17 protein-coding genes and 1 tRNA gene are annotated in these 23116 nt (G+C 41.2%); 9 read left to right on the top strand and 9 right to left on the bottom strand.

Annotated features, from left to right (window positions below; translation table 11 throughout):
• Nucleotides 1-52 precede the first annotated feature (52 nt).
• Nucleotides 53-604, top strand: a complete 552-nt coding sequence (locus tag QVH07_RS10760) for a hypothetical protein (RefSeq protein WP_290000284.1) — start codon at nt 53-55, stop codon at nt 602-604.
• Nucleotides 605-655: 51 nt separating this feature from the next.
• Here QVH07_RS10760 and QVH07_RS10755 read toward each other — a convergent pair whose 3' ends face one another.
• The 4 genes from QVH07_RS10755 to QVH07_RS10740 are packed head-to-tail and all read right to left on the bottom strand — an operon-like array spanning nt 656 to nt 4573.
• Nucleotides 656-1246, bottom strand: coding sequence for a cupredoxin domain-containing protein (locus QVH07_RS10755; RefSeq protein ID WP_290000282.1), 591 nt, complete (start codon nt 1244-1246; stop codon nt 656-658).
• 29 nt (nt 1247-1275) lie between these two features.
• Entirely contained in the window at nt 1276-1710 is a 435-nt protein-coding gene (locus tag QVH07_RS10750; RefSeq protein WP_290000281.1) for a hypothetical protein, read from the bottom strand.
• 51 nt (nt 1711-1761) lie between these two features.
• Nucleotides 1762-2946, bottom strand: coding sequence for a class I SAM-dependent rRNA methyltransferase (locus tag QVH07_RS10745; protein WP_290000280.1), 1185 nt, complete (start codon nt 2944-2946; stop codon nt 1762-1764).
• A 13-nt stretch (nt 2947-2959) separates the two neighbouring features.
• Nucleotides 2960-4573 carry an ABC-F family ATP-binding cassette domain-containing protein gene (locus tag QVH07_RS10740; protein WP_290000279.1) on the bottom strand — a complete coding sequence of 538 codons (1614 nt, stop codon included), beginning with the start codon at nt 4571-4573 and terminating at the stop codon, nt 2960-2962.
• Between the two features lie 164 nt (nt 4574-4737).
• Here QVH07_RS10740 and QVH07_RS10735 point away from each other — a divergent pair, with 164 nt between their 5' ends.
• The 3 genes from QVH07_RS10735 to galE are packed head-to-tail and all read left to right on the top strand — an operon-like array spanning nt 4738 to nt 12061.
• Nucleotides 4738-7857 carry a PKD domain-containing protein gene (locus QVH07_RS10735; RefSeq protein WP_290000278.1) on the top strand — a complete coding sequence of 1040 codons (3120 nt, stop codon included), beginning with the start codon at nt 4738-4740 and terminating at the stop codon, nt 7855-7857.
• A gap of 24 nt (nt 7858-7881) precedes the next feature.
• Nucleotides 7882-10995, top strand: coding sequence for a PKD domain-containing protein (locus tag QVH07_RS10730; RefSeq protein ID WP_290000277.1), 3114 nt, complete (start codon nt 7882-7884; stop codon nt 10993-10995).
• 58 nt (nt 10996-11053) lie between these two features.
• Nucleotides 11054-12061: a UDP-glucose 4-epimerase GalE gene (galE, locus tag QVH07_RS10725; RefSeq protein WP_290000276.1), complete on the top strand. Its 1008-nt coding sequence runs from the start codon at nt 11054-11056 to the stop codon at nt 12059-12061.
• 31 nt (nt 12062-12092) lie between these two features.
• On the opposite strand, the gene ggt is transcribed toward galE, so the two are convergent.
• Together ggt and QVH07_RS10715 are read right to left on the bottom strand one after the other, a co-directional pair.
• Nucleotides 12093-13790, bottom strand: coding sequence for a gamma-glutamyltransferase (ggt, locus tag QVH07_RS10720; RefSeq protein ID WP_290000275.1), 1698 nt, complete (start codon nt 13788-13790; stop codon nt 12093-12095).
• Nucleotides 13791-14017: 227 nt separating this feature from the next.
• Nucleotides 14018-14091: transfer RNA gene (locus QVH07_RS10715), tRNA-Asp, on the bottom strand.
• Between the two features lie 228 nt (nt 14092-14319).
• Between QVH07_RS10715 and QVH07_RS10710 the strand changes: the two genes are divergently transcribed.
• From QVH07_RS10710 to QVH07_RS10690, 5 genes are read left to right on the top strand one after another with little or no spacing between them, the layout of a single operon-like run.
• Nucleotides 14320-15267, top strand: coding sequence for an acetyl-CoA carboxylase carboxyltransferase subunit alpha (locus QVH07_RS10710; RefSeq protein ID WP_290000274.1), 948 nt, complete (start codon nt 14320-14322; stop codon nt 15265-15267).
• A gap of 40 nt (nt 15268-15307) precedes the next feature.
• Complete coding sequence (locus tag QVH07_RS10705) at nt 15308-16150, top strand: MBL fold metallo-hydrolase (RefSeq protein WP_290000273.1); 843 nt, start codon at nt 15308-15310, stop codon at nt 16148-16150.
• Nucleotides 16140-16940 (top strand): patatin-like phospholipase family protein, encoded by an 801-nt coding sequence (locus QVH07_RS10700; RefSeq protein ID WP_290000270.1) that lies wholly within the window; start codon nt 16140-16142, stop codon nt 16938-16940. Before QVH07_RS10705 ends, QVH07_RS10700 begins: the two co-directional genes overlap by 11 nt.
• Nucleotides 16937-17497, top strand: coding sequence for a 1-acyl-sn-glycerol-3-phosphate acyltransferase (locus QVH07_RS10695; protein ID WP_290000267.1), 561 nt, complete (start codon nt 16937-16939; stop codon nt 17495-17497). The genes QVH07_RS10700 and QVH07_RS10695 overlap by 4 nt, the downstream gene beginning before the upstream one ends.
• The gene (locus QVH07_RS10690; protein WP_290000265.1) at nt 17494-18600 is read left to right on the top strand and encodes a serine hydrolase; all 1107 of its coding nucleotides are present in this window, start codon (nt 17494-17496) and stop codon (nt 18598-18600) included. Before QVH07_RS10695 ends, QVH07_RS10690 begins: the two co-directional genes overlap by 4 nt.
• On the opposite strand, the gene QVH07_RS10685 is transcribed toward QVH07_RS10690, so the two are convergent.
• From QVH07_RS10685 to QVH07_RS10675, 3 genes are all read right to left on the bottom strand, one after another.
• Nucleotides 18597-20990 carry a penicillin acylase family protein gene (locus tag QVH07_RS10685; protein ID WP_290000262.1) on the bottom strand — a complete coding sequence of 798 codons (2394 nt, stop codon included), beginning with the start codon at nt 20988-20990 and terminating at the stop codon, nt 18597-18599. The genes QVH07_RS10690 and QVH07_RS10685 overlap by 4 nt on opposite strands.
• 30 nt (nt 20991-21020) lie before the next feature.
• Complete coding sequence (locus tag QVH07_RS10680; RefSeq protein ID WP_290000260.1) at nt 21021-22214, bottom strand: aspartate aminotransferase family protein; 1194 nt, start codon at nt 22212-22214, stop codon at nt 21021-21023.
• Between the two features lie 70 nt (nt 22215-22284).
• Nucleotides 22285-23109: an SDR family NAD(P)-dependent oxidoreductase gene (locus tag QVH07_RS10675; protein WP_290000259.1), complete on the bottom strand. Its 825-nt coding sequence runs from the start codon at nt 23107-23109 to the stop codon at nt 22285-22287.
• Between the last annotated feature and the right edge of the window lie 7 nt (nt 23110-23116).

Below are 23116 nucleotides of genomic sequence, written 5' to 3'. Positions count from 1 at the left end.
TTACCCCCTTTTTAAGAATTTGTTTTAATTTTTGAACAAATTGGAAGGGCAAATGAACAGCTTTGCAAAGCTTTGCGTTTATAATAGTATGAATAGATTAAAATGTTTTCTCCTAGTTCTCTTAAGCCCGATGGTGTTCATGGCTTGTGATAGTGATCCAGATCCAGATCCCGTAGCAAATTCATTACGATTTGAGCTATTTCAAAGCAGTGATTTTGAATACAATGGAATACTGGAGGTAGTTGAACTGAAGGACGGAAATCTCGAGCTCAATATCAGTTTGACAGGGGCATCTGCACCAGGAGTTTCATTTCCCGCTCATTTGCATTTCGGTGCTTATGACGCGCCGGTGGCTGAAATAGCTTATATGCTAAATCCCGTTGGCGGTAGCACACTAGAAAGTTCGACGAGGTTAAGCACTTTAACCGATGGGGAGAATCTTTCTTTTGAAGACTTCAAAAGCTTTGACGGACATATAAAAATTCATCTGGCAGCTGATGGTCCCGATTATGAAACTATTTTAGTTTCAGGAAATATCGGTATGAATTATACGGCAGGAATGGGTATAGATGTCAATAAAATCACGCTTTGTTCACCAGAGTGATTGACACTGGTTAAAAAAATTAAGGCAACCAATCGGTTGCCTTTTTTTGTATCAGTTGTATTCAACCGGAAAAGTTAAATCTAAATCAGTTCGTCCACCTGCATCCTCAAAATTCTGAAAATTAGGATCGTCTGCTCCGGGCCAATCTTTATTTAGTTCATAGCGCAAAACTATGCGCATCTGCCCTGCAAAAATGGAAGTAAAAGAAACGCTCACATCACCATCCAAGCCGATCTGATCATCATTGTAAGAATAATTCATTGTGGCCGAGGACCCTATTAAAGTAGAGCCTAAGAAGAAAAACTGGTAATCTTCCGGATCGTTAAGAATCTGGGCATTGATGTCAATATTGTCTCTTGTATCTGTGAGCTGCAGTCTAAGTCTATAAGACTTTCCTTCATCGATTCTGATGGTTTCTAGTGGAGTCTGATTGATTTCAATTCCGTTGGGATTAGATGCACTGAAAGTCAGAGTTGTTCCCGTTGGGTTTCCCATATCATCCAATTCCTCGAAGTTCAGCTCCAAATCCGTAATGGTACCTCTGACAGGCTGAATAGGAGCAGGGTCATCACTATCACAACCAATCAATGTAAAAATTGAAAGGCCTAGTATAATAAGCCCAATTTTTCTCAAATAGATCATGCTCTAGATTTGTGTTAGAAGTTCAATTTTTAACCCAACCAAGAACCCCAAGGAATTCTAGAAAGAACTAAAACCAAGCCAATGGCATATGCCATGTAAATGCTTCTAAACTTGGCTCTGGACAAGGAAATCTTTTTGGCTCGAATATATCCTATGGAAATAATTACAATCGCCAAAATGTTAATGAGAGGATGCTCCAAAGCAGTGAGCCTGGCTGCAGAGTTAGACATAGTGCCTTCTGATGTCAACAGCTGGAAACCTAGCGGACTCACGAAATACAAAATCAATCCGACCAACAATTGGATGTGAGAAAGAATGAACGCAACCATAGCTATTTTTCTATCCTTCTCGGTGAATTCTTTACCACTGAGAGACCCAAAAAGGGCATAGATGAAGACAATCGCTAAAGCAAGCAAGGCTAAATACGCTACTCCTGAATGTAAATGAAGAAGGCCGGTATACATGTTGTGTTTTGTTGAAAGGTGAGGTTCTTGTTATATTTTATCAATCTTGGCCTATTCTACATAGAGAACAAGCCCTTTTAGATATTCGGTTTCGGGGTGATATATATTTACCGGGTGATCAGCTGGTTGGCTTAATTGATGTAGAATTTTAATGCCACGTTTCGATTCTAAAGCTGCCGCCACGATGGTGTTTCTGAATAAAGCCTTATCCACCACTTGGCTGCACGAAAAGGTAAACAAGATTCCCCCTGTTTTGATTTTTTTCAGGGCTTCTAAATTCAATCTTTTATATGCCTGAACGGCATTGTGTCTGGCTTTCATGTTTTTAGCGAAAGCGGGTGGATCCAAAACTATCACATCAAAATCATTTCCTATCTCCCGGATATATTTGACCACATCTGCTTGGATAGATTTGTGAATGCCTTTGAACTCAGGATTCAATTCAAGGTTTTCTTCAGTCAATTTGATAGCACTTTCTGAAATATCAACGGAATGAACCTCACTGGCACCCGAGAGTAGGGACATAACTGAAAAGGCGCCGGAATAGCAGAAGGTATTTAATACTTTCTTTCCTCTGGAATACTCTCCGAGCAAAGCCCGATTCTCTCTTTGATCAATGAAAAATCCGGTTTTCTGACCTTTTTCCCAATCTATCTTGTATTTGCAGCCATTTTCTACTACCAGGTCTGTTTTTGGTTCGCCAAGGAGAAACCTTTTTACTTCATGCTGATACTCTCTGGGCAAAACGTCCTGACTTTTATCGTAAACAGCGTGAAGCCTTTCAGATAGACCATTTTTTAAAGCTTTAGCGATAGCTTCTCTGTATTTGAGTAAAGCCGGATCATGGCACTGAATCACAGCTGTCCCGTTGTAAAAGTCGATGATTAATCCTGGTATGCCATCGCCCTCACCATGAACCAATCTAAAAACGTTGGTTTTTTCGGAGTCTAATAACCCTACTTTCTTTCTGTGTTGAATAGCTGCAGAAATCTTTTGGTCCCAAAATCCCTGATCAATATTGATATCCTCAAAACTGAGGATTCTGACCATGATAGAGCCTTTAGCATAGTGGCCAAGACCCAAAAACTCATCCCGTGATGATAAAACCCTGACCAAGTCCCCCGAGGAGAGTGTTGGATCTTTGTAGGAAATAGCCCCTGAAAACACCCAGTGGTGACGCCTTCTGAGAGAAATCTCCTTGCCTTTTTTAAGTTTTAATTCGGGAATCGAGTCCATCCGCTAATTGAGTCTATGCGTACATTTCTTCACGAACAGACTTTACCTGCTCACTTTCCAAATAATCATCATATTCCATCCTTCTATCGATGGTTCCTTTTGGAGTGAACTCAATAATTCGATTTACGGAAGATTGTACAAAAGCATGATCATAGGAGGACATTAGAACTGTTCCATTAAAATCTACCACCGCATTGTTGAAAGCTGTGATGGATTCAAGATCAAGGTGATTGGTTGGCTCATCCATTACCAAAAGGTTAGGGTTCTGCAGCATCATTCTTGAAATCATGCATCGAACCTTTTCTCCACCAGAAAGGACTGATGACTTCTTAAAAGTTTCTTCACCCGTGAAAAGCATCCTCCCAAGAAAAGTTCTCACATAAGCTTCCTCTTGATTATCAGAGTATTGGCTTAGCCAATCGATAAGATTTTGATCGTTATTGAAAAACTTAGAATTATCATTGGGAAGATAGGCCTTATTGATAGTGACTCCCCATTTAAAACTTCCACTTTGCACAGGAATTTCCCCCATTATCGTTTGGAAGAATTTATTTACAGCCTGTTTGGTTTTTGAAATGAAAGCGATTTTGTCGCCTTTGTCGACCATGAGGTTCACATCCGTAAAGTAGGTAACCCCATTTTCAATCAGTTCCAGATTTTCTGTCATAAATATCTGATCACCGGCTTCTCTTTCGGGCTTGAAAATAATCCCTGGATATTTCCTTGTTGAAGGCTCAATATCATCAACATTAAGCTTTTCGAGCATTTTCTTCCTTGATGTGGCTTGCTTTGATTTAGCTACATTCGCCGAGAAACGATCAATAAAGGCTTGAAGCTCCTTTCTTTTTTCTTCCGCCTTCTTATTCTGATCTGCTCTTTGCTTTAGCGCTAGCTGAGAGGATTCATACCAAAAGGTGTAGTTTCCAGAATAAATCTTAATCTTCCCAAAGTCAATATCTACGATGTGGGTTGACACGGCATCCAAAAAGTGTCTATCGTGAGAAACTACGATGACAAGATTTTTGAAGTTCACAAGGAAATTCTCCAACCAAACGATGGTTTCAGCATCCAGGTCATTTGTAGGTTCATCAAGTACTAGAATATCAGGATTTCCGAACAAGGCTTGAGCCAAAAGGACTCTTACCTTTTGGTTACCAGCAAGTTGACTCATAGGCTGATAGTGCAGGTCTTCAGAGATTCCTAGGCCCGACAATAAAGCTGCTGCATCAGACTCAGCATTCCAACCATCCATTTCAGCAAATTCAGCCTCTAATTCTGACGCTTTGATCCCGTCTTCTTCAGAGAAGTCAGGTTTCATGTAAAGATCATCTTTCTCCTTCATGATGGAGAAAAGCTTTTTATGCCCCATCAGAACCACTTTAAGCACTTCTATATCTTCGTATTCGAAGTGATCTTGCTTCAGTACAGCCATTCGCTGACCTGGAGTAATATTTATGGATCCTGTAGTGCTGTCCTGTTTTCCTGATATGATTTTCAGGAAAGTGGATTTACCCGCTCCATTTGCTCCGATTACTCCATAGCAGTTACCTGGAGTGAATTTTAAATTAACATCTTCGAATAGGGTCCGCTTACCGAATTTTAAGGAAAGATTATCTACTGATATCATTGATTTTTCTTGCTCTAAAATGAGCCGCAAAGATAGAAATTAAATTCTATCCCCTGAATTTAAGAAGGTCTTTCAGGTTCTATTTCTACTATCCTTTTGCGGTTTTAAGCTATTTTCTAAAAGGGGTTAATTATATTAAAATCTTCAAAGCTAAACACCCCTGAATGAGGAAACTTCTACTTGCATTTCTTTTCACTTTTTTAATTAGCAGTTTACAAAATATTGCCTTTGGTCAACTCTCGACGGTTGGAAAGGAGTTTTGGGTGGGTTTTATGGATAATAACCGGATACTTCCGGATGCTCCTGATCAGGCAGTAATTGTTATCTCTGCAAATGAAGATGCAAGCGGTACCATAGAATATCTTGGAAGAACCATAGACTTTGATTTGCAGCAGGGCCAGCAGTTCACCCATGTGGTTCCATCCACTGAGGTAGACTTGCTCCACCGGGTCAGCGGATTAAGGGAGAATAAGGGGGTCTATATTTTATCCAATGGAAAAGTCGCCGTTTATGCTTTTAATGAGCGATTTAGGAGTGCAGATGGAACTGTGGTGTTGCCGATAGGAGCTCTGGGAAAAGATTACAGAATTACCTCGCATTATGAGGTGCTAACCGGAGTTAATTATAATGGCAACATAAATGATGAGAGTCAACTTCTTGTGATTGCTACCGAGGATAATACCAATGTGGAAATCACACCCACCGTAAACACTCTAAGCGGTGGCACAGCAAATGTGCCTTTTACCATTTCTCTTGATCGGGGTCAAAGTTACCAGCTCAAATCAAAATCGGATATGACAGGAACCCGTGTTAGAGTGGTTGGGGATAATGCAGATGATTGTAAAAGGATTGCTGTTTTCGGTGGAAATAAATGGACTTCTGTTGGTCAATGCGGTGCCGCAAATGATAATCTCTTTCAGCAGGCTTACCCTGTCAACACATGGGGTACTTCCTTTGTGCATGTAGCACTTTCGGGAAGAACTTCAGGTGAGCTTGTCAAAGTTTTGGCTGCTGAAGATGGAACCGAAGTATTTGTGGATGGGACAAGCCGAGGAACCATCAATGCAGGAGAGTTTCTTTCTTTAGAGTTTGGAATCAATCAGTCAGCAGGAATAGAAACAAGCAAACCAAGCTCCGTGACCATGTTTGCGAAGAGTCAGGAATGTAATCAGCCAAATGCTCCAAACTATGAGAATGGGGATCCCTTTATGATTTCTTACAGCCCAAATGAGCAGCTGTTAAAGTCCATTCGATTCAATGCCTTGGATTTGCCATCCATTGTTACCCATTATGTCAACGTAGTAGTGAGTACTGCGGCTGCCCCTCAGACCATTTTGGATGGCCAGAATGTGGGAGGAAGGTTCTCTCCTTTACTTAGTGATCCATCCCTTTCATATGCAAGGATGAATATTTCCCAGGGCGTTCATCAATTGTCCAATCCGGAAGGTTTCACGGCCTATGTTTATGGATTTGGATTTTTGGAATCTTATGGATTTGCTGTTGGCGCCGCTTTGGATAATTTAAATTTTGAGACTGAGGCGGCTTATGAATTTGAAGTAGATGGTATAAATGTGGCCTGCTTGAACGAAGAGGCAGAATGGTCAATTGTTTCTGAGAATCCCGATTACACCTATTTTGTTTGGGATTTTGGAGATGGGAGCGACCCGGTTGTAGGTCAAACAGTAACCCATATTTATTCTGAGCCGGGTACTTACCCAGTCAGTGTAAGTGCGGCTCTAAGCCCAAATACATGTGAGGAGCAGGAGAATATTGATTTCGAAATTGAAGTGAATGAACTTTCTGCTGAATTGTTTGGTGAAAGCAGCGTTTGTCCTGATATCGAGGAGGTCATTTACAAAATTGGAGAAAAGGAGAACATAGGTTTGGTGGAGTTTGAAGTAGAAGGAGGGACCATCCTGGAGAACTATGGTGATTCTATTTTGGTGGCCTGGGGGCCAGCAAATCCAAATGCGAGAGTTATCGCCAAACCATTTGCGGAGAATGGCTGTCCAGGTGATGAAATAATCCTCGATGTTTTAATCAACAATCAACTGCAAGCTTCCTTGCCTGAAGGGCCCCTTGATATATGTTTTGATCCCGCAGTATCTCATTTTTATCAAGTAAGCAACCCAGTGGGCGGAAGATTTTATGATTGGGAAATTGAAGGTGGAGAAATTTTGAGTGGAAACGGTACTTCAGAAATTGAGGCAATTTGGAACAACCCAGGAATAACCGGCAGAATCAGATATACGGTTTCTAGTCTCGTAGATGAAAGCTGTGAGGGGGTCTCTGATTTTATAGATATTAATGTGACAGAAGAATTTATTGCCACTGTTTCGAATGACCCTTTATTGCTTTGTAACGGAGATTCTAATGGAACAATTGAAATCGATGTTCAAGGAGGGGTCGAACCATATTCTTTTGAATGGGAACATGATGGAAGTTTAGATTCAGGAACTGCTGAAAACCTTTCTGCAGGTTTTTATACAGTCAAAGTGATAGATGCAATTGGATGTGAGAGGTTAATTTCAGACATAGAAGTGATTGAGCCTGAGGCTATGGCTATTGCATCAATAGCTTTTGAGGGAACAAGCTGCTTTGGTAAGGCAGATGGTACATTGGATTTGCAAATTACCGGAGGAGTCGCTCCTTACTCCATTGATTTCAGAGATGGTATTAATTCATCAGGCTCGGTAAATTTCACCGATTTAGAGATGGGTGTTTACAATTGGGACGTAGTGGATGCCAATGGCTGTATAATTCTAGTGGAATTTGAAATAACCTCACCGGCACCGCTTGAAGTGGATGTTCGGTTGGAAAGGCCGGCTTGCCCTGGTGGATTTAATGGAGAGCTCATTGCCATCCCTACAGGTGGCAATGGCCCATATGTTTATAGCTGGGATGAAGGTTCCAGTGGTGCAAACCTGATTGGATTGGGTAGAGGCCAGTATGAAGTTTCTGTGCTTGACAGCGATGGTTGTGTGAGTTTGGGAAGAGGCCGTGTGGTAGAAAGAGCACCTCAGATAAGGATGCCTACCGGCTTTGATCCAAAAAATAATGCTCCATTATATCAAGGTGTTTCAAATTGTGAAGTAATCTTCCAAATTTGGATTTATGATCGTTGGGGTCAGCTTATTTACACCGGCAATGAGGGGTGGGATGGTCAGATAAATGGGAATGATGCTCCCACTGGGACGTATTCTTATATGGTTTCATACTCATATACTATAGAAGAAGTCCCGCAAACACAACAAAAACGTGGAACATTCACTTTAATCAGGTAAAACAGTTAGTGTTTAGAATTTGATGTGAAAAAGCGCCTGATAAAATATGTTTTTCTTTTTGGGCTAATTATCCTGCCACAGATAATTTCCGCACAGGTTTCGACCATTGGGAGGGAATTTTACATCGGTTTTATGGATAATAATCGACGAGATTCTCAGCCTGATCGTGTTGTGATATTCATGACGGCTGTGGAGAAAGCAGCAGGAACCATCCAGACACCAAGACAAACAATAACTTTTGATCTGGAGGCTGGAGAACAGTTGATTCAAGAGTTTGATGGAGATGGAGAAGGATTGATCCATAGAGGAAGCGGTGCTGTAGACTTTAAGCCTTTAACCATTACCAGTTCAGGTGATCTTACGGTTCACGCCTTAAATGGGAGGGAGTATAGTTCAGATGGTACGGTGATTCTACCCTTGAACTCTCTGAGTTCTGAATATATGGTAATGGCTCATTATGAAAATTTTCCACCCGGTATTGACCCAGGTAGCAATCAGAATTTTGAAAGTACTTTTTTGGTGATGGCCGTTGAGAACAATACAGAGGTGGAGATTATTCCTGCTGCCACCACAGTAAACACCATTCCGGCAGGAGCACCAATCAGAATAACCCTGAATGCCGGAGAAAGCTATCAAATCAAAGCTCAGGCTGATTTATCAGGATCCAGAGTCAGAGTTTTAAATCAGGATGAGGGTAGTTGTAAGCTTTTAGCCGTTTTCGGCGGGAATAAAACCAGTAGTGCTGGCGATTGCGGTACAAGTGGTGATCACATTTTTCAGCAAGCTTATCCTCTGGATACTTGGGGGAAAGAGTATATCCATGTTCCATTGGCTGGGCGAACTTCAGGGGAAATTGTAAAAGTCCTGGCTTCTCAAGATGGTACTCAAGTAAGGATTAATGGAAGCCTGGAAGCCACCCTAGATGCAGGGGAGTGGACGAGATTCGAATTTGCCAAAGATGAATTAGCTCTTATTGAGACTTCCAAACCAACATCTGTTGCCGTCATTGCTAAGAGTGCCGCTTGTAATGAGTTTGGTGTTGCTCCATTAGGAGATCCCACCTTGTTTCTTTTAACGCCAAATAACCAGCAGATCGAAAATATTACCTTTTCTACTGGGAAACTTATTGGGGCATTCAATCAGGATATAGTTCATTTTTTAACTGTTTTGGTGGATAGTGAGGCCGCTAATCAGACGGTTTTAAATGGTCAGAATATTGGAGGCCAATTTCAGCCTGCCTTAAATAGTGGTTTTTCGTATGCCAAGATTGAAGTTCCTTATGGGGTGAATAGTATTTCAAATCCGGAAGGTTTGATAGGTTATGTTTATGGATCTGGTTCTATTGAATCGTATGGTTTTTCCATTGGATCAAGCTTAGAAAGCATTCAGTTTGAAACAGAGTCAGAATACGAATTTGAGGTGGAGGGGGACCGGGTAGCCTGCTTTAATCAGGAAGGGTTGTGGACCATTTTGCCTGATAATCCAGAATTCAATTCATTTACGTGGGATTTTGGAGACGGCTCTGAGCTAAAAGATGGCCAAAATGTGGCACATACATTCACACAAACTGGTACTTTTGAGGTCAAAGTTTTTGCATCTACTGGAGAAGATAGATGTGATAAGGAAGACGAGTTCACCTTCGAAGTTGAAGTGAAGGAAGTGTCTGGAGTTATTTCAGGACCTTCATCTGTGTGTCCCGATAATGGTGAGATCACTTATGAAATAAGCGAAAAGGTCAATTTTGAGCGAGCTATATGGGATGTTCAAGGTGGAGATGTGATTGCTGAAACTGATAGTACCATTACCGTTGATTGGGTAAATTCTGGTGTGGGACTTATAGAAGCTATTCCACTAACCGATGAAGGGTGTTATGGAGACTTGTTGGTTCTTGAGGTTGAAGTTACGGAAGATATAGAACCAGAAGCTCCTGATGGATCATCTGGGATTTGTGATGGGGTTTTTAATGGGCTGACCTATTCTGTTCCCTTTCCGCTGGAAGGACGTGAGTATTCCTGGCAAATTACCGGGGGAGTCATTGTATCTGGGCAAGATACAGAGCAGGTTACTGTGGATTGGGATGAGAATAGTCCATTGAAGCAATTGTTCTTCACGGAAACAAGTGAGTTCGATGCAAGTTGTTCGGGGCAATCTGCGGTTTTAACGGTAGAGATTTTCGGTCCCGTTACGATAGAGGAAAACTTCTTTGATCCTGCATGTTCTGGGGATTCAGATGGAATAATTGAAATCATCCCATCTGGTGGATCAGGAGAGTTTGAATATAGTTGGTCTCACGACCCTTCATTAGAATCTGGTTTGGCCGCAGGCCTTTCCGCAGGATTTTATTCAGTTGAGGTTAAAGATGCAAGTGGCTGCTTCGTGGAAAGCTATGAGTTTACTTTAGTTGATCCGGCTCCGATTAGAATCCTTAGTGGCCCAGAGATCCTGGCACCTACTTGCATGGGTGGAAATAATGGTCAAATCATAGTTGAATTATCGGGTGGAACCGGTGAATTACAATCCTTTGACTTTGATTCTGATTGGGATGGTCAGTTTTTGACCATGTCTGGATTTTCGGCTGGACCTTTCTCAGTGTTTATTCAGGATGAAGAAGGATGTGGGGTTTCTATAACTGGAAACATACCTGAAGGACAGGTAATTGATTTAAATTTTATAGAGGGCAGCCCAAGTTGTCCAGGTGCAGGAGATGGAGAACTGACAGTAGAAGTAATAGGTGGGGTGCCTCCATATACCTATCTCTGGGAAGACGGACAAACGGGTTCAACAGCATCCGGTTTACCTTCAGGTCCACTGGCCGTAACAATTACTGATGCTAACGGATGTATAATCGAAGGGATCGGCGAAGTCTCACGCGGAACTCCCCAAGTGCGAATGCCAACTGGCTTTATTCCTAAAGACGGCCTCTATGCTCCAATAATTCTTTGTGGAGCAGATTATTCTCTGATGATCTGGAATAGATGGGGTCAACTCGTGTACACTGGCAACGAGGGATGGGATGGAAACATTTCGGGTGAAGAGGCGCCATCTGGAGTCTATTCTTTCAAATTAGAATATGAATATCAAGAAGGCGGACAAACTTACAATGAACTGGAGAGAGGTAACTTTACTTTAGTAAGATAATTCTTCAATAATCCTTTAGGAATTATTTTGATTGAATAGTTTTGTCAAAATTTTTAGAATGAAAAAAATACTAATAACGGGTGGAGCTGGCTACATAGGTTCTCATACCGCAGTTGAACTCGTAAAAGCGGGTTTTTTACCTATAATTATTGACGATCTATCAAATTCAGATATCGGTGTTCTAGATCGGCTGAAGGAAATAACCGGTCAGGAATTGCCTTTTTATAAGGGGAATTGTGGTGACAAAGCTCTTTTGAACCAAGTTTCAGAGGATCACCAAATTAGCGGAGTTATTCATTTTGCTGCATTCAAAGCGGTGGGAGAGAGTACCGAAGAGCCTTTAAAGTATTACCGAAATAATGTTGGTGGGCTGATTTCCTTACTGGATTTTATGCAGGAAAATAACATCCGGGATATTGTTTTCTCTTCATCATGTACGGTCTATGGCCAACCAGATACACTACCAGTAACTGAGGATACTCCTAGAAAAGATGCCGAAAGTCCCTATGGAAACACCAAGAAAATTTGTGAAGATATTCTCGTAGACGTTGTCAAAAGTAAAGTGGGTCTGAGAGTCATCTCTCTTCGATATTTTAACCCGGTAGGAGCTCATGAATCTTCAAAAATTGGTGAGCTTCCCAAAGGAAAACCGAACAATCTAGTTCCTTTCGTGACTCAGACTGCCGCCGGAATCCGTGAAAAACTCACCGTTTTTGGGGGGGATTATGAAACACCGGATGGAACCTGTATCCGCGATTATATCCATGTGGTAGATTTGGCAGATGCCCACCTTAGAGCCATTCAATACTTAGAAGGACAGACTCAGGATTTTTATGACGTATTTAATGTGGGAACGGGACGAGGAAACACAGTTTTGGAGGTGATCCAAAGCTTTGAAAAGGTAAGTGGTAAGAAGCTCAATTATGAAATAGGGCCAAGAAGACCAGGAGATGTGATAAAAGTATGGGCTGACACCACCAAGATTAATGATTTGCTTGGTTGGTATCCCAAGAAGTCCCTGGATGATTCAATGAGGGATAGCTGGAATTGGCAAAAGAGTTTATAAAAAAAGACCATCAATTTGATGGTCTTTTCTTTTAGTATCCTGCCGCCTGGCCATCTTTTCTTGATTCTGATGCTCCGTAATAAACTTTGTTTACTGGATCATAACCTATAGCTTGATAACCTCCATAGGGCCCCACTCCAAACTGAACTCTATGCCCTCTGATTTCTAACTCTCGGATTACTTCATAAGAGAAACCACTTTCCAAATTAAGTGACCCCCCATTTCTCATTTGGGAACCTGTGGGTTGTGAAGATCCCACATGGCGCATTCGTGGAGCGTCACCTGCCTCTTGAAGGTTCATTCCAAAATCTATAATATTTACCAGTACCTGGGTGTGACCTTGAGGCTGAACCGCTCCGCCCATTAAGCCGAAGCTCATAAACGGCTCTCCATCCTTTGTGACAAATGCTGGAATAATGGTGTGAAAAGGTCTTTTACCTTTGGCAAGTGAATTGAAATGATCAGGATCCTGTACATTAAACATTTGACCACGGTTCTGCATCACAAAGCCAAGTCCATCTGGAACCATACCGGATCCAAACTCATCATAAATACTTTGAATAAAGGAAATCATATTTCCATCCTTATCGGCTACCGTCAAGTAGGTGGTATTTCCCTTTTCAATATCGCCAGCCGGGTATTCGTCTGCCGCTTCATTCATATTGATAAGTTTTCTTCGTTCTGCCGCATATTCCTTTGAAATCAGGTATTCAACAGGGATTTTATTAAAATTTGGATCAGCATAAAATTTGGCTCTGTCCTCATAGGCTAGCTTTTTTGCTTCAGTAAGGACATGTAAATAGTCAGCAGAACCAAAACCCATAGCTTTAAGGTCATAGGCTTCCAGAATATTGAGCATCTGCAAGGCGGCTATTCCCTGTCCATTAGGGGGAAGTTCCCACACATCATATCCTCTGTAATTTGTACTTACAGGGTCAACCCATTCTCCTTCATGCTTTGCCAGGTCTTCATAGCTCAAATAGCCATCGTGTTTTTTCATGAATTCGTCTATGGTTCGAGCTATGTCACCTTTGTAGAATGCATCCCGACCACCTTTGGCTATCATATCGTAGGTTTTGGCCAAATCTGGATTTTTGAATACTTCTCCTTTGACCGGAGTTGATTTGCCATTAGGCATATAGGTCTCTCGGAATCCAGGGATGTCCTGCATTCTAGGCCAGTCATCATTCATTTGCCATGCTATAATCTCAGAAACCGGAAAACCATTATTTCCATAATCGATAGCTGGTTGTAGGATTTCCTGCATAGAAAGCTTACCAAATTTCTCATGTAGCTGGAACCATCCATCTACCGTTCCCGGTACGGTTATAGGTAGGGGACCAAGAAAGGGAGCATAATTCAATCCTTTTTCTTTGTAAACCTCCATGGTTAAAGATTCTGGCGCACGACCACTTCCATTGAAGCCATAAAGCTTTTTATCTTCCGCGTCCCAGACAATGGCGAAAACATCTCCGCCAATTCCACAGGCATGAGGTTCTACTAATCCAAGCATGGCATTGGCAGCAATTGCTGCATCCATTGCGGTACCGCCCTTTTTTAAAATATCCAAAGCTGCCTGAGTGGCTAAAGGCTGACTTGTCGCAGCCATACCGTTCTGAGCTAAGATTTCTGATCTGGTGGCGAAATTTTTACCTGTAACTCGGTCTTGTGCCATGATGTTAAAGCTAAAAAGTGCCAGAATGATAAAGGAGGTGATATGTTTTTTCATTCAAATAAGGTTTTACCATAGCGAGTTAGCCAATTGTATGGCATCTGTCAATAAATTCTTTTTGAATGGTTTGTACGAGACTAGATCATCTTCAAATTTTCAGAAACAAAAAATCAAAAATCAGGAGATCCATTAGTTATTTAGAAACATGTGACCTTCCCAAGTAATCTGGACTGGCATTCTCAATCAGTACAAAACAAAAAAGCCCCAAATATTGGGGCTTGATGCGGAACGGACGGGACTCGAACCCGCGACCTCCTGCGTGACAGGCAGGCATTCTAACCAACTGAACTACCGCTCCTTTTATATTTATTTGCCTTTCAGGCTATCCTTCTCGTTTGAAGTGATGCAAAGGTAGGTATTTGCTTTTTTTCTGCAATACCCTACCAGAAAATTTTTTTACTCTTCTCTCTATCTAATTAGCATTCAGTCAGATAATTTTAAGAATTAATTCTCCGAGCTGAGGAGAGCTAATCAGTTTGTCTTGGAGAGATATTGTTTATCTTTGTTTCTTCCAAAATCACATAAAATGATATTAGAATTCGAACAACCCATAGTTGATCTCGAGCAGAAACTCAAGGAAATGAAGGAATTGGCAAAGGGAAGGAATATCGATTTAAGTTCCGATATTGAGTCTTTGGAAGAAAAAATCCTCGCCTTGAAGAAAGAAACTTTTCAAAATCTGACCAGATGGCAAAGAGTGCAGCTCTCCCGACATGCGGAAAGACCATATGCACTTGATTATATTTTCGAACTCACCAATGAATTCATAGAGCTTCATGGCGACAGAAACGTCCGTGATGACAGGGCGATGATCGGTGGTCTAGGAGACATTGATGGTAGGAGTATAATGTTTATTGGCCAGCAGAAAGGTAGGAATACCAAGCAGCGCCAGGATAGAAACTTTGGTATGGCCAACCCTGAAGGCTACCGAAAGGCTTTGAGACTTATGAAAATGGCTGAAAAGTTTGGCAAGCCTATCGTAACTTTAATTGATACTCCTGGGGCATTTCCTGGACTGGAAGCAGAAGAAAGAGGACAAGGTGAAGCTATCGCCAGAAACCTTAAGGAAATGTTTATGCTGAAGGTGCCTGTAATTTGTATCATTATTGGTGAGGGAGCTTCAGGTGGTGCCTTGGGTATTGCGATCGGTGATAAGGTTTTCATGCTTGAAAACACCTGGTATTCAGTGATTTCTCCGGAATCCTGCTCCTCCATTCTTTGGAGATCCTGGGATTACAAAGAACAAGCGGCGGAAGCATTGAAACTCACTGCGATGGATATGGAAGGAAATGGTCTGATCGATGGAATTATTCCTGAGCCTTTGGGCGGAGCCCATAAAGACCTAAAATCCATGTCGGAAACTCTAAAGGAATTCATTCTTAAATCACTAAAAGAACTCGATAAGATTAAACCTGAGAAGCGAATCGATCAGCGAATTGATAAGTTTTGCTCGATGGGGGTTGTAGTCGAATAAGCAAATCCCGAATGCATAAGTGTTCGGGTTTTTTATTTCTATGGAATTACACGTTGTCAATACTGGTTTTTTTAAACTGGATGGAGGAGCCATGTTTGGGGTGGTGCCAAAGTCTCTTTGGAGCAGAACCAATCCTGCAGACGAAAAAAATCTTTGCACCTGGGCCATGCGATCTCTTTTGGTAACTACAGGAAACAGGGTTATTCTGATAGATAATGGAATAGGAGATAAACAGGATGCAAAATTCTTTTCTCATTACTATTTGCATGGTGATGATAGCCTTGAGAAAAATTTGAATAAACTTGGGGTAAGCTTTGACGATGTCACTGATAATTTCCTTACTCATCTTCATTTTGATCATTGCGGTGGAGGAGTGAAATATGGTATCGACCAAAACAGTTTTCAGATGACTTTCCCCAAAGCTGACTACTGGTCAAATAAAGATCACTGGAAATGGGCAACAGAACCCAATCCAAGAGAGAAGGCGAGCTTTCTGAAGGAAAATATTTTACCAATGCAGGACAGTGGTCAGCTTAAATATGTGGAACCAATAAAAGCTTCAGCAGAATTGGGCTTCGAGGTGATTACGGCAGATGGTCATACTGACAAACAAATGCTTCCAAAAATTCAATATAATGGCCACACTTTGGTTTTTATGGCAGACTTACTTCCTTCAGTGGGCCATATTCCGCTTCCTTACGTGATGGGATATGACACGCGTCCTTTACTGACTTTACAGGAAAAAGCAGCTTTTCTGGAAGAGGCAGCCAGGGAAAAGTATATTTTGTTTTTGGAACATGACCCTGTAAATGAATGTTGCACGGTGAAAATGACCGAAAAAGGAGTACGTCTCGATCAAACTTTCAGACTGGATGAAATCTAATCCTAAAATAGGACTTGCTTTATCAGGAGGTGGGGTTCGTGGTATTTCCCACCTTGGAGTGTTAAAAGCATTAAATGAGGCTGATATTTATCCCACACGCTTGAGTGGATCTTCAGCAGGTGCAATCGCGGGCACTATGTACTGTTCTGGGTATAAACCCGAAGAAATCCTCAGGATAATAGTTGACACCAATTATTTCAAATTTATTCGCCCGGCAATCTCCCTGAAAGGAATATTGACCATGAGTCAAGTTGAAAAGTTGTTGAAACTTTATATTAAGACTGATGACTTTTCGTCGCTTCAAATTCCAATGACTGTAGCCGCTACAGATATTCAAAAGGGAAAAGTGGTATACTTTTCAGAAGGAGAAATTATTAAGCCCGTGCTGGCCTCTTCATGTATTCCGGGTATGTTTGAACCTATAGAGTATGAGGATAAATTTTTAATAGACGGGGGAGTGTTGAATAATCTTCCGGTGGAGCCCCTGGATGGAGTTTGTGATACAATTATTGGAGTGAATTGTAACCATCTTCCAGAAGAAAGTAACGTCAAAAACATGAGAGTTTTGATCGAGCGTTCCGTAATTATGTCCATGAATTACAACGTCTATTCCAGACAAAGCAAGTGTGATTATTTTATCGAGGCTCCTGGTTTAGGTAAATATGGAGTGCTTGATATTCGTAAAGCTCCACAGATTTTTAAGGCTGGCTATGATACCGCAATGGAGTACATGGAGAAAAATCCCTCCATTTTAGATTTGGTTAGTGGTAGCAAATCTTTGACAGCATGATGAAGTTATTATCGAGGTTTGTCTTTTGGATAACTGGCTGGACTTTCCGAGGAGACTGGCCAGAGGGGGTTAATAAGGCCGTATTGATAGCAGTGCCACACACATCAAATTGGGATTTACTATATGCCCGTGCAGGGTTTTATTTGATGGATATTCCGGTTCGTTATACTATAAAAAAGGAATTGATGGTGGGCCCATTAGGCTGGCTTCTCAAAGGCTTGGGTGGAATAGCCATTGACCGAAAAAGAATTCCAGGTGGGAAAAAACAGACTTATACTCAAGCTATGATTGATATGCTAAAAGAGTCTGATGATCTGGTGATTATGGTAACGCCAGAAGGTACCAGGAGTCAGGTGAAAAGATGGAAAACAGGTTTCTATCATGTAGCGAAAGGGGCTGGTGTGCCCGTCGTGATCGGGTACTTGGATTATAAAAAGAAAGAAGCAGGAGTGGGTCCGATGTTTACTTTAGAAGGTGATATGGATGAGGAGATTGAAAAGATGAAAGAATTCGGAAGGACAGTGACTCCTCGTCATCCTGAAAAAGGAGTATTATGAAAAATTTTCATCAATCTTTTTTATTTTGCCTAGGTTCAGTTTTACTTCTGCTAGGTGGTTCATCATGCAGTTCAGAATCTGAAAATTCAGTGAAGACCATCATCGGTTGGAATATTGATAAAGGGGATCTGGATGAATATTTCGAAGGCCAACTAGCTGGTAGGGAAGAAAAAAGTCTGAGTTTAGGATTAATAAATAATGGTGAATTAGTTTATACTTATCACCAGGGAGTTATTGAGGAGGGATCGAAAACGGCTGCAAGTGATTCTACACGTTTTCTTCTAAATAGCGGTTCTAGACCCATTCTATTCTACTTTGCAATGACTTTGGTCGAGGACGGAAGTTTGGACTTAGATAAGCCCTTATCCGAATACATAGAAATGGCCGAAGTCGTGAATGATTCTGGTCTCGAAGGAATCACTACCCGGTCAGTTATTGCGAATAAAACTGGACTGGAAATGCTATCGAGTGCAGGTCAGGATGGGATTGTGGGTTATAAAATAAAGCCGGGAAAAGAATCATCAGATGCGGAAATTGGCCTCAATTATCTTATGGAAGCTATTATGGAAGTGGAAAAGGTTGGCTTTGATCAACTGGATTCTGTTTTTCAACAAAAGGTAGCTATGCCGCTGGGAATGAGCAAAACCCAATTAATCACTTCGTCTGATGCATTTAATACGGACCATCAATTCAATCTTCAAAGTAACCTCATTGATTATTCAAAATGGATGTCAGGCGTGATGAATGGAGTTGGGCTTTCTGAAGAAAATATGAATAACCTTCTGAATCCAATCGAACGAGATGAGAAGAGCGATAATTCTGATCTTTCTAAGATGAAGGTAGGAGACTACGAGTTTTATACCAACACCGGCCTATCAGATGGGTTCAGCAATTATGTGACTTTTGATAGAAATATTGATTGGGGTCTACTAGCTTTTTCTAAATCAAACTACGCTGCTGAGGTGGGTTTTACAGGCATGCTTTATTTGATCGTTGGATCGAAGATAAACCTTATTATTACACTCGTATCGTTATCACTTTTAGCCTTGACTTTCGGCTTCTTTTACGGTCTTTACAGGTTATACAAATTCATCATGAGTTAATTTTCAGGGGTAAAGATTAACCTGTCTTTTGAATCATTTTCAATTTCTACTCGGTTCATCAATTGAGGTCTATATTCTCCCCTGGTGTATAGTTTTGCCTGATTTTTATAATGGGGGCTAAAACGGTTTCCGGATTGCCCGGTGGGCAAAACAGATATAGAACCTTCCACATCAGAAAAATCTAAAAGAATCCTCATAGCAGGACCTGATCTGACCGTGTAAACACCGTCTCCATTCAAACTGAAAGCAAGCTTGTTAACAGCTTCTGCATTTGCCTGAAGAGCCTCGGTTTTTACATTGAAAATCTTATCTAGGGGCTTTTGGGACCCAAGTGGATGTGGGTGTTCAGAGACAATGGATTTTTCCCAGTACCACTTTTTCCAGTCATTTCCATGTTGGGCCTGAAGCTCCTTTAAGCTTTGGCCGAGGGCCAAAGTAAGAATGTCTGATTTTCCTTCTTCCCCTTCTGTGGAGACATCATCCCACCACTTATTTTCAGGATCTGACAGAAACAGATTAGTGCTTCGGATCATGGCAAATGTTTGAATAAAGCTTTCAAAAGTTTCTTGCCCCACTTCATCGGACATCGCCATTCTAAAACTATGATATAGCCACTTATAGTAAAGTGTAGGGGCTATTTCAGCTATTTTATGACTGCCATCCCAATTTTGCACTTCATCAAAAAGACCCTCGAATTCAGGGAATTCGTCAAGTCTTGCAGCCGTTAACATTAGCTTTGCATTTTTGGGATGCGTAAGATTTATGACCTCATTTTGTAACTCCTTGAGATCTTCCACTGTCCAATTATCTCTTTGTTCAAGGGTTTTGGCTATCCGATCATACCGATCTCCCGGGTAAAAATAACCCGGGACATAATCCCCTGTGGACAAAGTATCAGTTTGGTTATTTGCGGAAACCACATAGCCCCACATGGGATTGATACTTTGGGGATTACTGGAGAATGGGAGCCACCCTGTGGGTTGTTCAGCTGGGTCGCTTCCATCACGGAAAAATTTACTGTTTGAGTTTTTATTCCTGATAGGAAGTTTTGCTGCGGCCCACCATGCGATATTGCCTTCTGCATCTCCATACATGATATTCAAACCGGGAGCATGAATCAATTCTGCCGCGAGAGCGACTTCATCAATTGACTTGGCTCTATTCATTCTGTAAGTTGCTTCCAGTGCCCGACTTGGCTCCTGAAGATACACCCACCATGAGGAGACAGGATTATTCGTCAATTCAGCTATTTCAGGAACCACAGAATTCATAATGGGTCCATGAATAGTTTCTTTGACTTCAAATTCCACATCCTCTTCTCCTTTAACCTTGATGATCTCAATTCTACTTCTAATTGGGGAGGTGTTATTCCCAATTAATATCTCATTAGGGTTATTTGGATTCAGTTTTTCTTCAAAGAAATCCTGATCATCATTTTCAAACATGGTAAGTCCTATGCTTTGAAAATCTGAGTGTCCTACCAACCCGAATGGCATTCCTGCCAAATGATTGCCATAGTAGGAGTGGCCTGGATATTCTAAATGCGCCTCGTACCAAACACTTGGTGATGAAAAGCCAATATGTGTGTCATTGGCAAAAATCACCTTTCCACTCTCTGTTTTATCCCCTGAAATTACCCATGCATTTGAACCTTTGAGTAGTGGAACAGGCAGCTTTTTCAACATTGCCTGAAGGTTTCCGCTAGTTTGATTTGAATCAGATAGGCTAGGAGGGTAAAAATTGGGAATAGTTACATGATCTGGTAGGGTATTGATAGAAAGACTTTTTAAATAATCATTGCCTAATTTCCTTTGAATTTTTGTAAGAATGGGATCTGTTTTGACAGCCATGGCAAAAGAAAATGCCATGTAGCCAGTAATGGCGTGAATATCATTCACGGTGAACTCTCTGGGCTTTTCACCCAATAAAACATATTCAATAGGTAAATTGCCTTCCCGAATGAATTGGTTCACTCCGTCTATGTAGGCATTTGTGGCTTCTTTTATAGGAGAATTGGCTTGATTATTCCAGAAGTCTGTACTTATGGTCGCCTGTTTTGAGATTCCCAGAGTCCTGAAAAACTTATCTGTGTCGAGTAAACTATTACCTAAGAATTCAGAGAGAGTACCTGTTCCTACTCTTCTCATCATTTCCAATTGAAAAAGGCGATCCTGAGCATGGACATAGCCAAAAGCTCTATAGGCATCCAACTCATTTTCAGCATAAATATGAGGCACACCATAATTATCGAAAAGAACTTCTACTGGATTTTCCAGCCCAATAAGATCTAAATCTCCATCATATTTAGGAGTATGCGTGGTGATGACACAGAGAAGGGCAAAAATGGCAATTAAGAAGAGAGAGCCTAGGACTATTAAAACTTTTCGCATCTAGAATAAAGATCTTTATTATTTGCTGGATTATTTGGGTTGACTATGGATTGCGATTGCATCAAGAATTTTTTTACATGCCTCCCTGATTTGATCTTCGGTAATAATTAATGGCGGAGCTATTCGCATTGCATCATCACAGAATAAGAACCAATCTGTGATCACTCCATTTTCGATGGCAGTATCGATAATTGGTTTTAAAACCTCGAAAGACTCAAACTCCACCGCCATCATGAGGCCTTTGTTTCGGATGGATTTGATAGAAGGGTGAACCAGCAGTTCTTTGAACAAATTAGCTTTATTTTCAACCCCTTCGATCAGCTTTTCATCCTGAAGAACTTTAATGGTGGCTAGCGATGCTGCACAACTTACCGGATGTCCGCCAAAAGTGGTTATATGGCCCAGAATAGGGTTATTGGCGAAGGTATGCATGATCTCTTTTGGAGCAATAAATGCTCCTATCGGCATTCCTCCACCCATTCCTTTTGCACAGCAAACTATATCAGGAATGATGTCAAAATGCTCAAAAGCCCAGAATTTCCCTGTTCTTCCAAACCCACATTGGATTTCATCACATACCAGTAGGGTTCCGGTTTCATTGCATTTTCTTCGCAAGGCCTGAAAATATTCCTTGCGAGCTACTTTGATTCCGGCTTCTCCTTGAATCGTTTCTATGAATACAGCGGCAGTATCTTTATCGATTTTTTCTAAATCTGCAAATCCACCATAAACGATGTGACTAATTCCAGGTAAGAGCGGCCTGTAATTTCTTTTGAAAATCTCATTTCCACCCACACTCAAGGCCCCATGACTACTTCCGTGGTAAGCATCCACGCAGGAAATTATATTAGGTCTTCCCGTATGGCGTTTAGCTAATTTCATTGCGCCTTCGATGGCTTCTGAACCACTGTTTACGAGGTAAACATTGTCCAGCTTTTTTGGCAAGGTGTCGGTCAGAGCTTTGGCTAAAAGTGATTGTGGGCTCTGCACATACTCTCCATAAACCATCAGGTGCATGTATTTGTCCATCTGATCCTTTGCAGCCTTTACTACCTCAGGGTGGCGGTGGCCTACATTACTCACTCCAATTCCTGAAATAAGATCTATGTATTTTTGCCCATTAGGGCCAAACATGTAGATTCCTTCTGCTTTTTCGATTTCTATAAGTAATGGGAAATCGGTGGTTTGGGCGAGATGTTGAAGGAATAATTGTCTGGAATTCATTCAAATAAATTGAAATTAGATTACAAAAGTGGGGTGCTGAAATGCCGTGGTGTTGTCCAAAAATAAGAAATCATCCGAGGATTCTTTCGATTTCACCTTCGCTATAGTCCCAAAGTGCCTTAGCTAGCTCCATATCCTTGGCCGTTTTACTTGAATTGGCTGGTTTCTGCTTTTTATAATAGGCCCCATTCACCAATTTAGAATTGTCTTGCTTTACCAAATGTAAGGTGGTTTGTGCTCCTTTTTTGGCTGAAATAAAAAATAACTGGCTCAGTTGAATTATCGCTTTTGATATAGGACCTGAGTCACTGCCAAAGTTCGTGCGAACAGCTCCAGGGTGGAGAGAAAAAACATTTAATCCTTTTTCTCCATATTTTTGCTTTAACCTTATGGTAAACAGGATATTATAGAGCTTTACATTTGCGTAGGAGGTAAGGTCACTGGTAGATTTGATAAGACCCAAATCATCCTTTCGAACCTTAGCTATTTTATGAGCTTCAGAGCTGACATTGATTACTTTAGAAGGGCTCTTTTTTAGCTTTTTCAATACCTGGGTGGTCAGTAAAAAATGGCCAAGATGGTTTACAGAAAAAGTCAAGTCGATTCCGTCATCTGACTTTTTCTGCTGGGGATACATTCCACCTGCATTATTTATTATTACCTCTATTTGATCATGATCTTTTATGATCATTCCGGCTGCTTCAGAAACTGAATTCAAATTTGCTAAATCCATTGGATAAACATATATCCGTTCCTTCACCCCGAAATTGTGAAGCATTCCTTCAGCTTTCTTGACGTTCCTGACCGGCAAAATCATTTCATGTCCCTCACTCCATAGATCTTTGAAAGTTTCCCAACCAATCCCTGAGGTCGATCCTGTAAGAAGTATTTTCATTTGTGTA

The sequence above is a fragment of the Algoriphagus sediminis genome, from assembly GCF_030403435.1.
GTDB lineage: Bacteria > Bacteroidota > Bacteroidia > Cytophagales > Cyclobacteriaceae > Algoriphagus > Algoriphagus sediminis.
This window is presented reverse-complemented; position numbering and strand designations above follow the sequence as displayed.

Excerpts from the sequence above, each read along its gene's own strand:
- QVH07_RS10760 (WP_290000284.1), top strand. The coding sequence starts at position 53 with ATGAACAGCTTTGCAAAGCTTTGCGTTTATAATAGTATGAATAGATTA.
- QVH07_RS10755 (WP_290000282.1), bottom strand. The coding sequence starts at position 1,246 with ATGATCTATTTGAGAAAAATTGGGCTTATTATACTAGGCCTTTCAATT.
- QVH07_RS10750 (WP_290000281.1), bottom strand. The coding sequence starts at position 1,710 with ATGTATACCGGCCTTCTTCATTTACATTCAGGAGTAGCGTATTTAGCC.
- QVH07_RS10745 (WP_290000280.1), bottom strand. The coding sequence starts at position 2,946 with ATGGACTCGATTCCCGAATTAAAACTTAAAAAAGGCAAGGAGATTTCT.
- QVH07_RS10740 (WP_290000279.1), bottom strand. The coding sequence starts at position 4,573 with ATGATATCAGTAGATAATCTTTCCTTAAAATTCGGTAAGCGGACCCTA.
- QVH07_RS10735 (WP_290000278.1), top strand. The coding sequence starts at position 4,738 with ATGAGGAAACTTCTACTTGCATTTCTTTTCACTTTTTTAATTAGCAGT.
- galE (WP_290000276.1), top strand. The coding sequence starts at position 11,054 with ATGAAAAAAATACTAATAACGGGTGGAGCTGGCTACATAGGTTCTCAT.
- ggt (WP_290000275.1), bottom strand. The coding sequence starts at position 13,790 with ATGAAAAAACATATCACCTCCTTTATCATTCTGGCACTTTTTAGCTTT.
- QVH07_RS10710 (WP_290000274.1), top strand. The coding sequence starts at position 14,320 with ATGATATTAGAATTCGAACAACCCATAGTTGATCTCGAGCAGAAACTC.
- QVH07_RS10705 (WP_290000273.1), top strand. The coding sequence starts at position 15,308 with ATGGAATTACACGTTGTCAATACTGGTTTTTTTAAACTGGATGGAGGA.
- QVH07_RS10700 (WP_290000270.1), top strand. The coding sequence starts at position 16,140 with ATGAAATCTAATCCTAAAATAGGACTTGCTTTATCAGGAGGTGGGGTT.
- QVH07_RS10695 (WP_290000267.1), top strand. The coding sequence starts at position 16,937 with ATGATGAAGTTATTATCGAGGTTTGTCTTTTGGATAACTGGCTGGACT.
- QVH07_RS10690 (WP_290000265.1), top strand. The coding sequence starts at position 17,494 with ATGAAAAATTTTCATCAATCTTTTTTATTTTGCCTAGGTTCAGTTTTA.
- QVH07_RS10685 (WP_290000262.1), bottom strand. The coding sequence starts at position 20,990 with ATGCGAAAAGTTTTAATAGTCCTAGGCTCTCTCTTCTTAATTGCCATT.
- QVH07_RS10680 (WP_290000260.1), bottom strand. The coding sequence starts at position 22,214 with ATGAATTCCAGACAATTATTCCTTCAACATCTCGCCCAAACCACCGAT.
- QVH07_RS10675 (WP_290000259.1), bottom strand. The coding sequence starts at position 23,109 with ATGAAAATACTTCTTACAGGATCGACCTCAGGGATTGGTTGGGAAACT.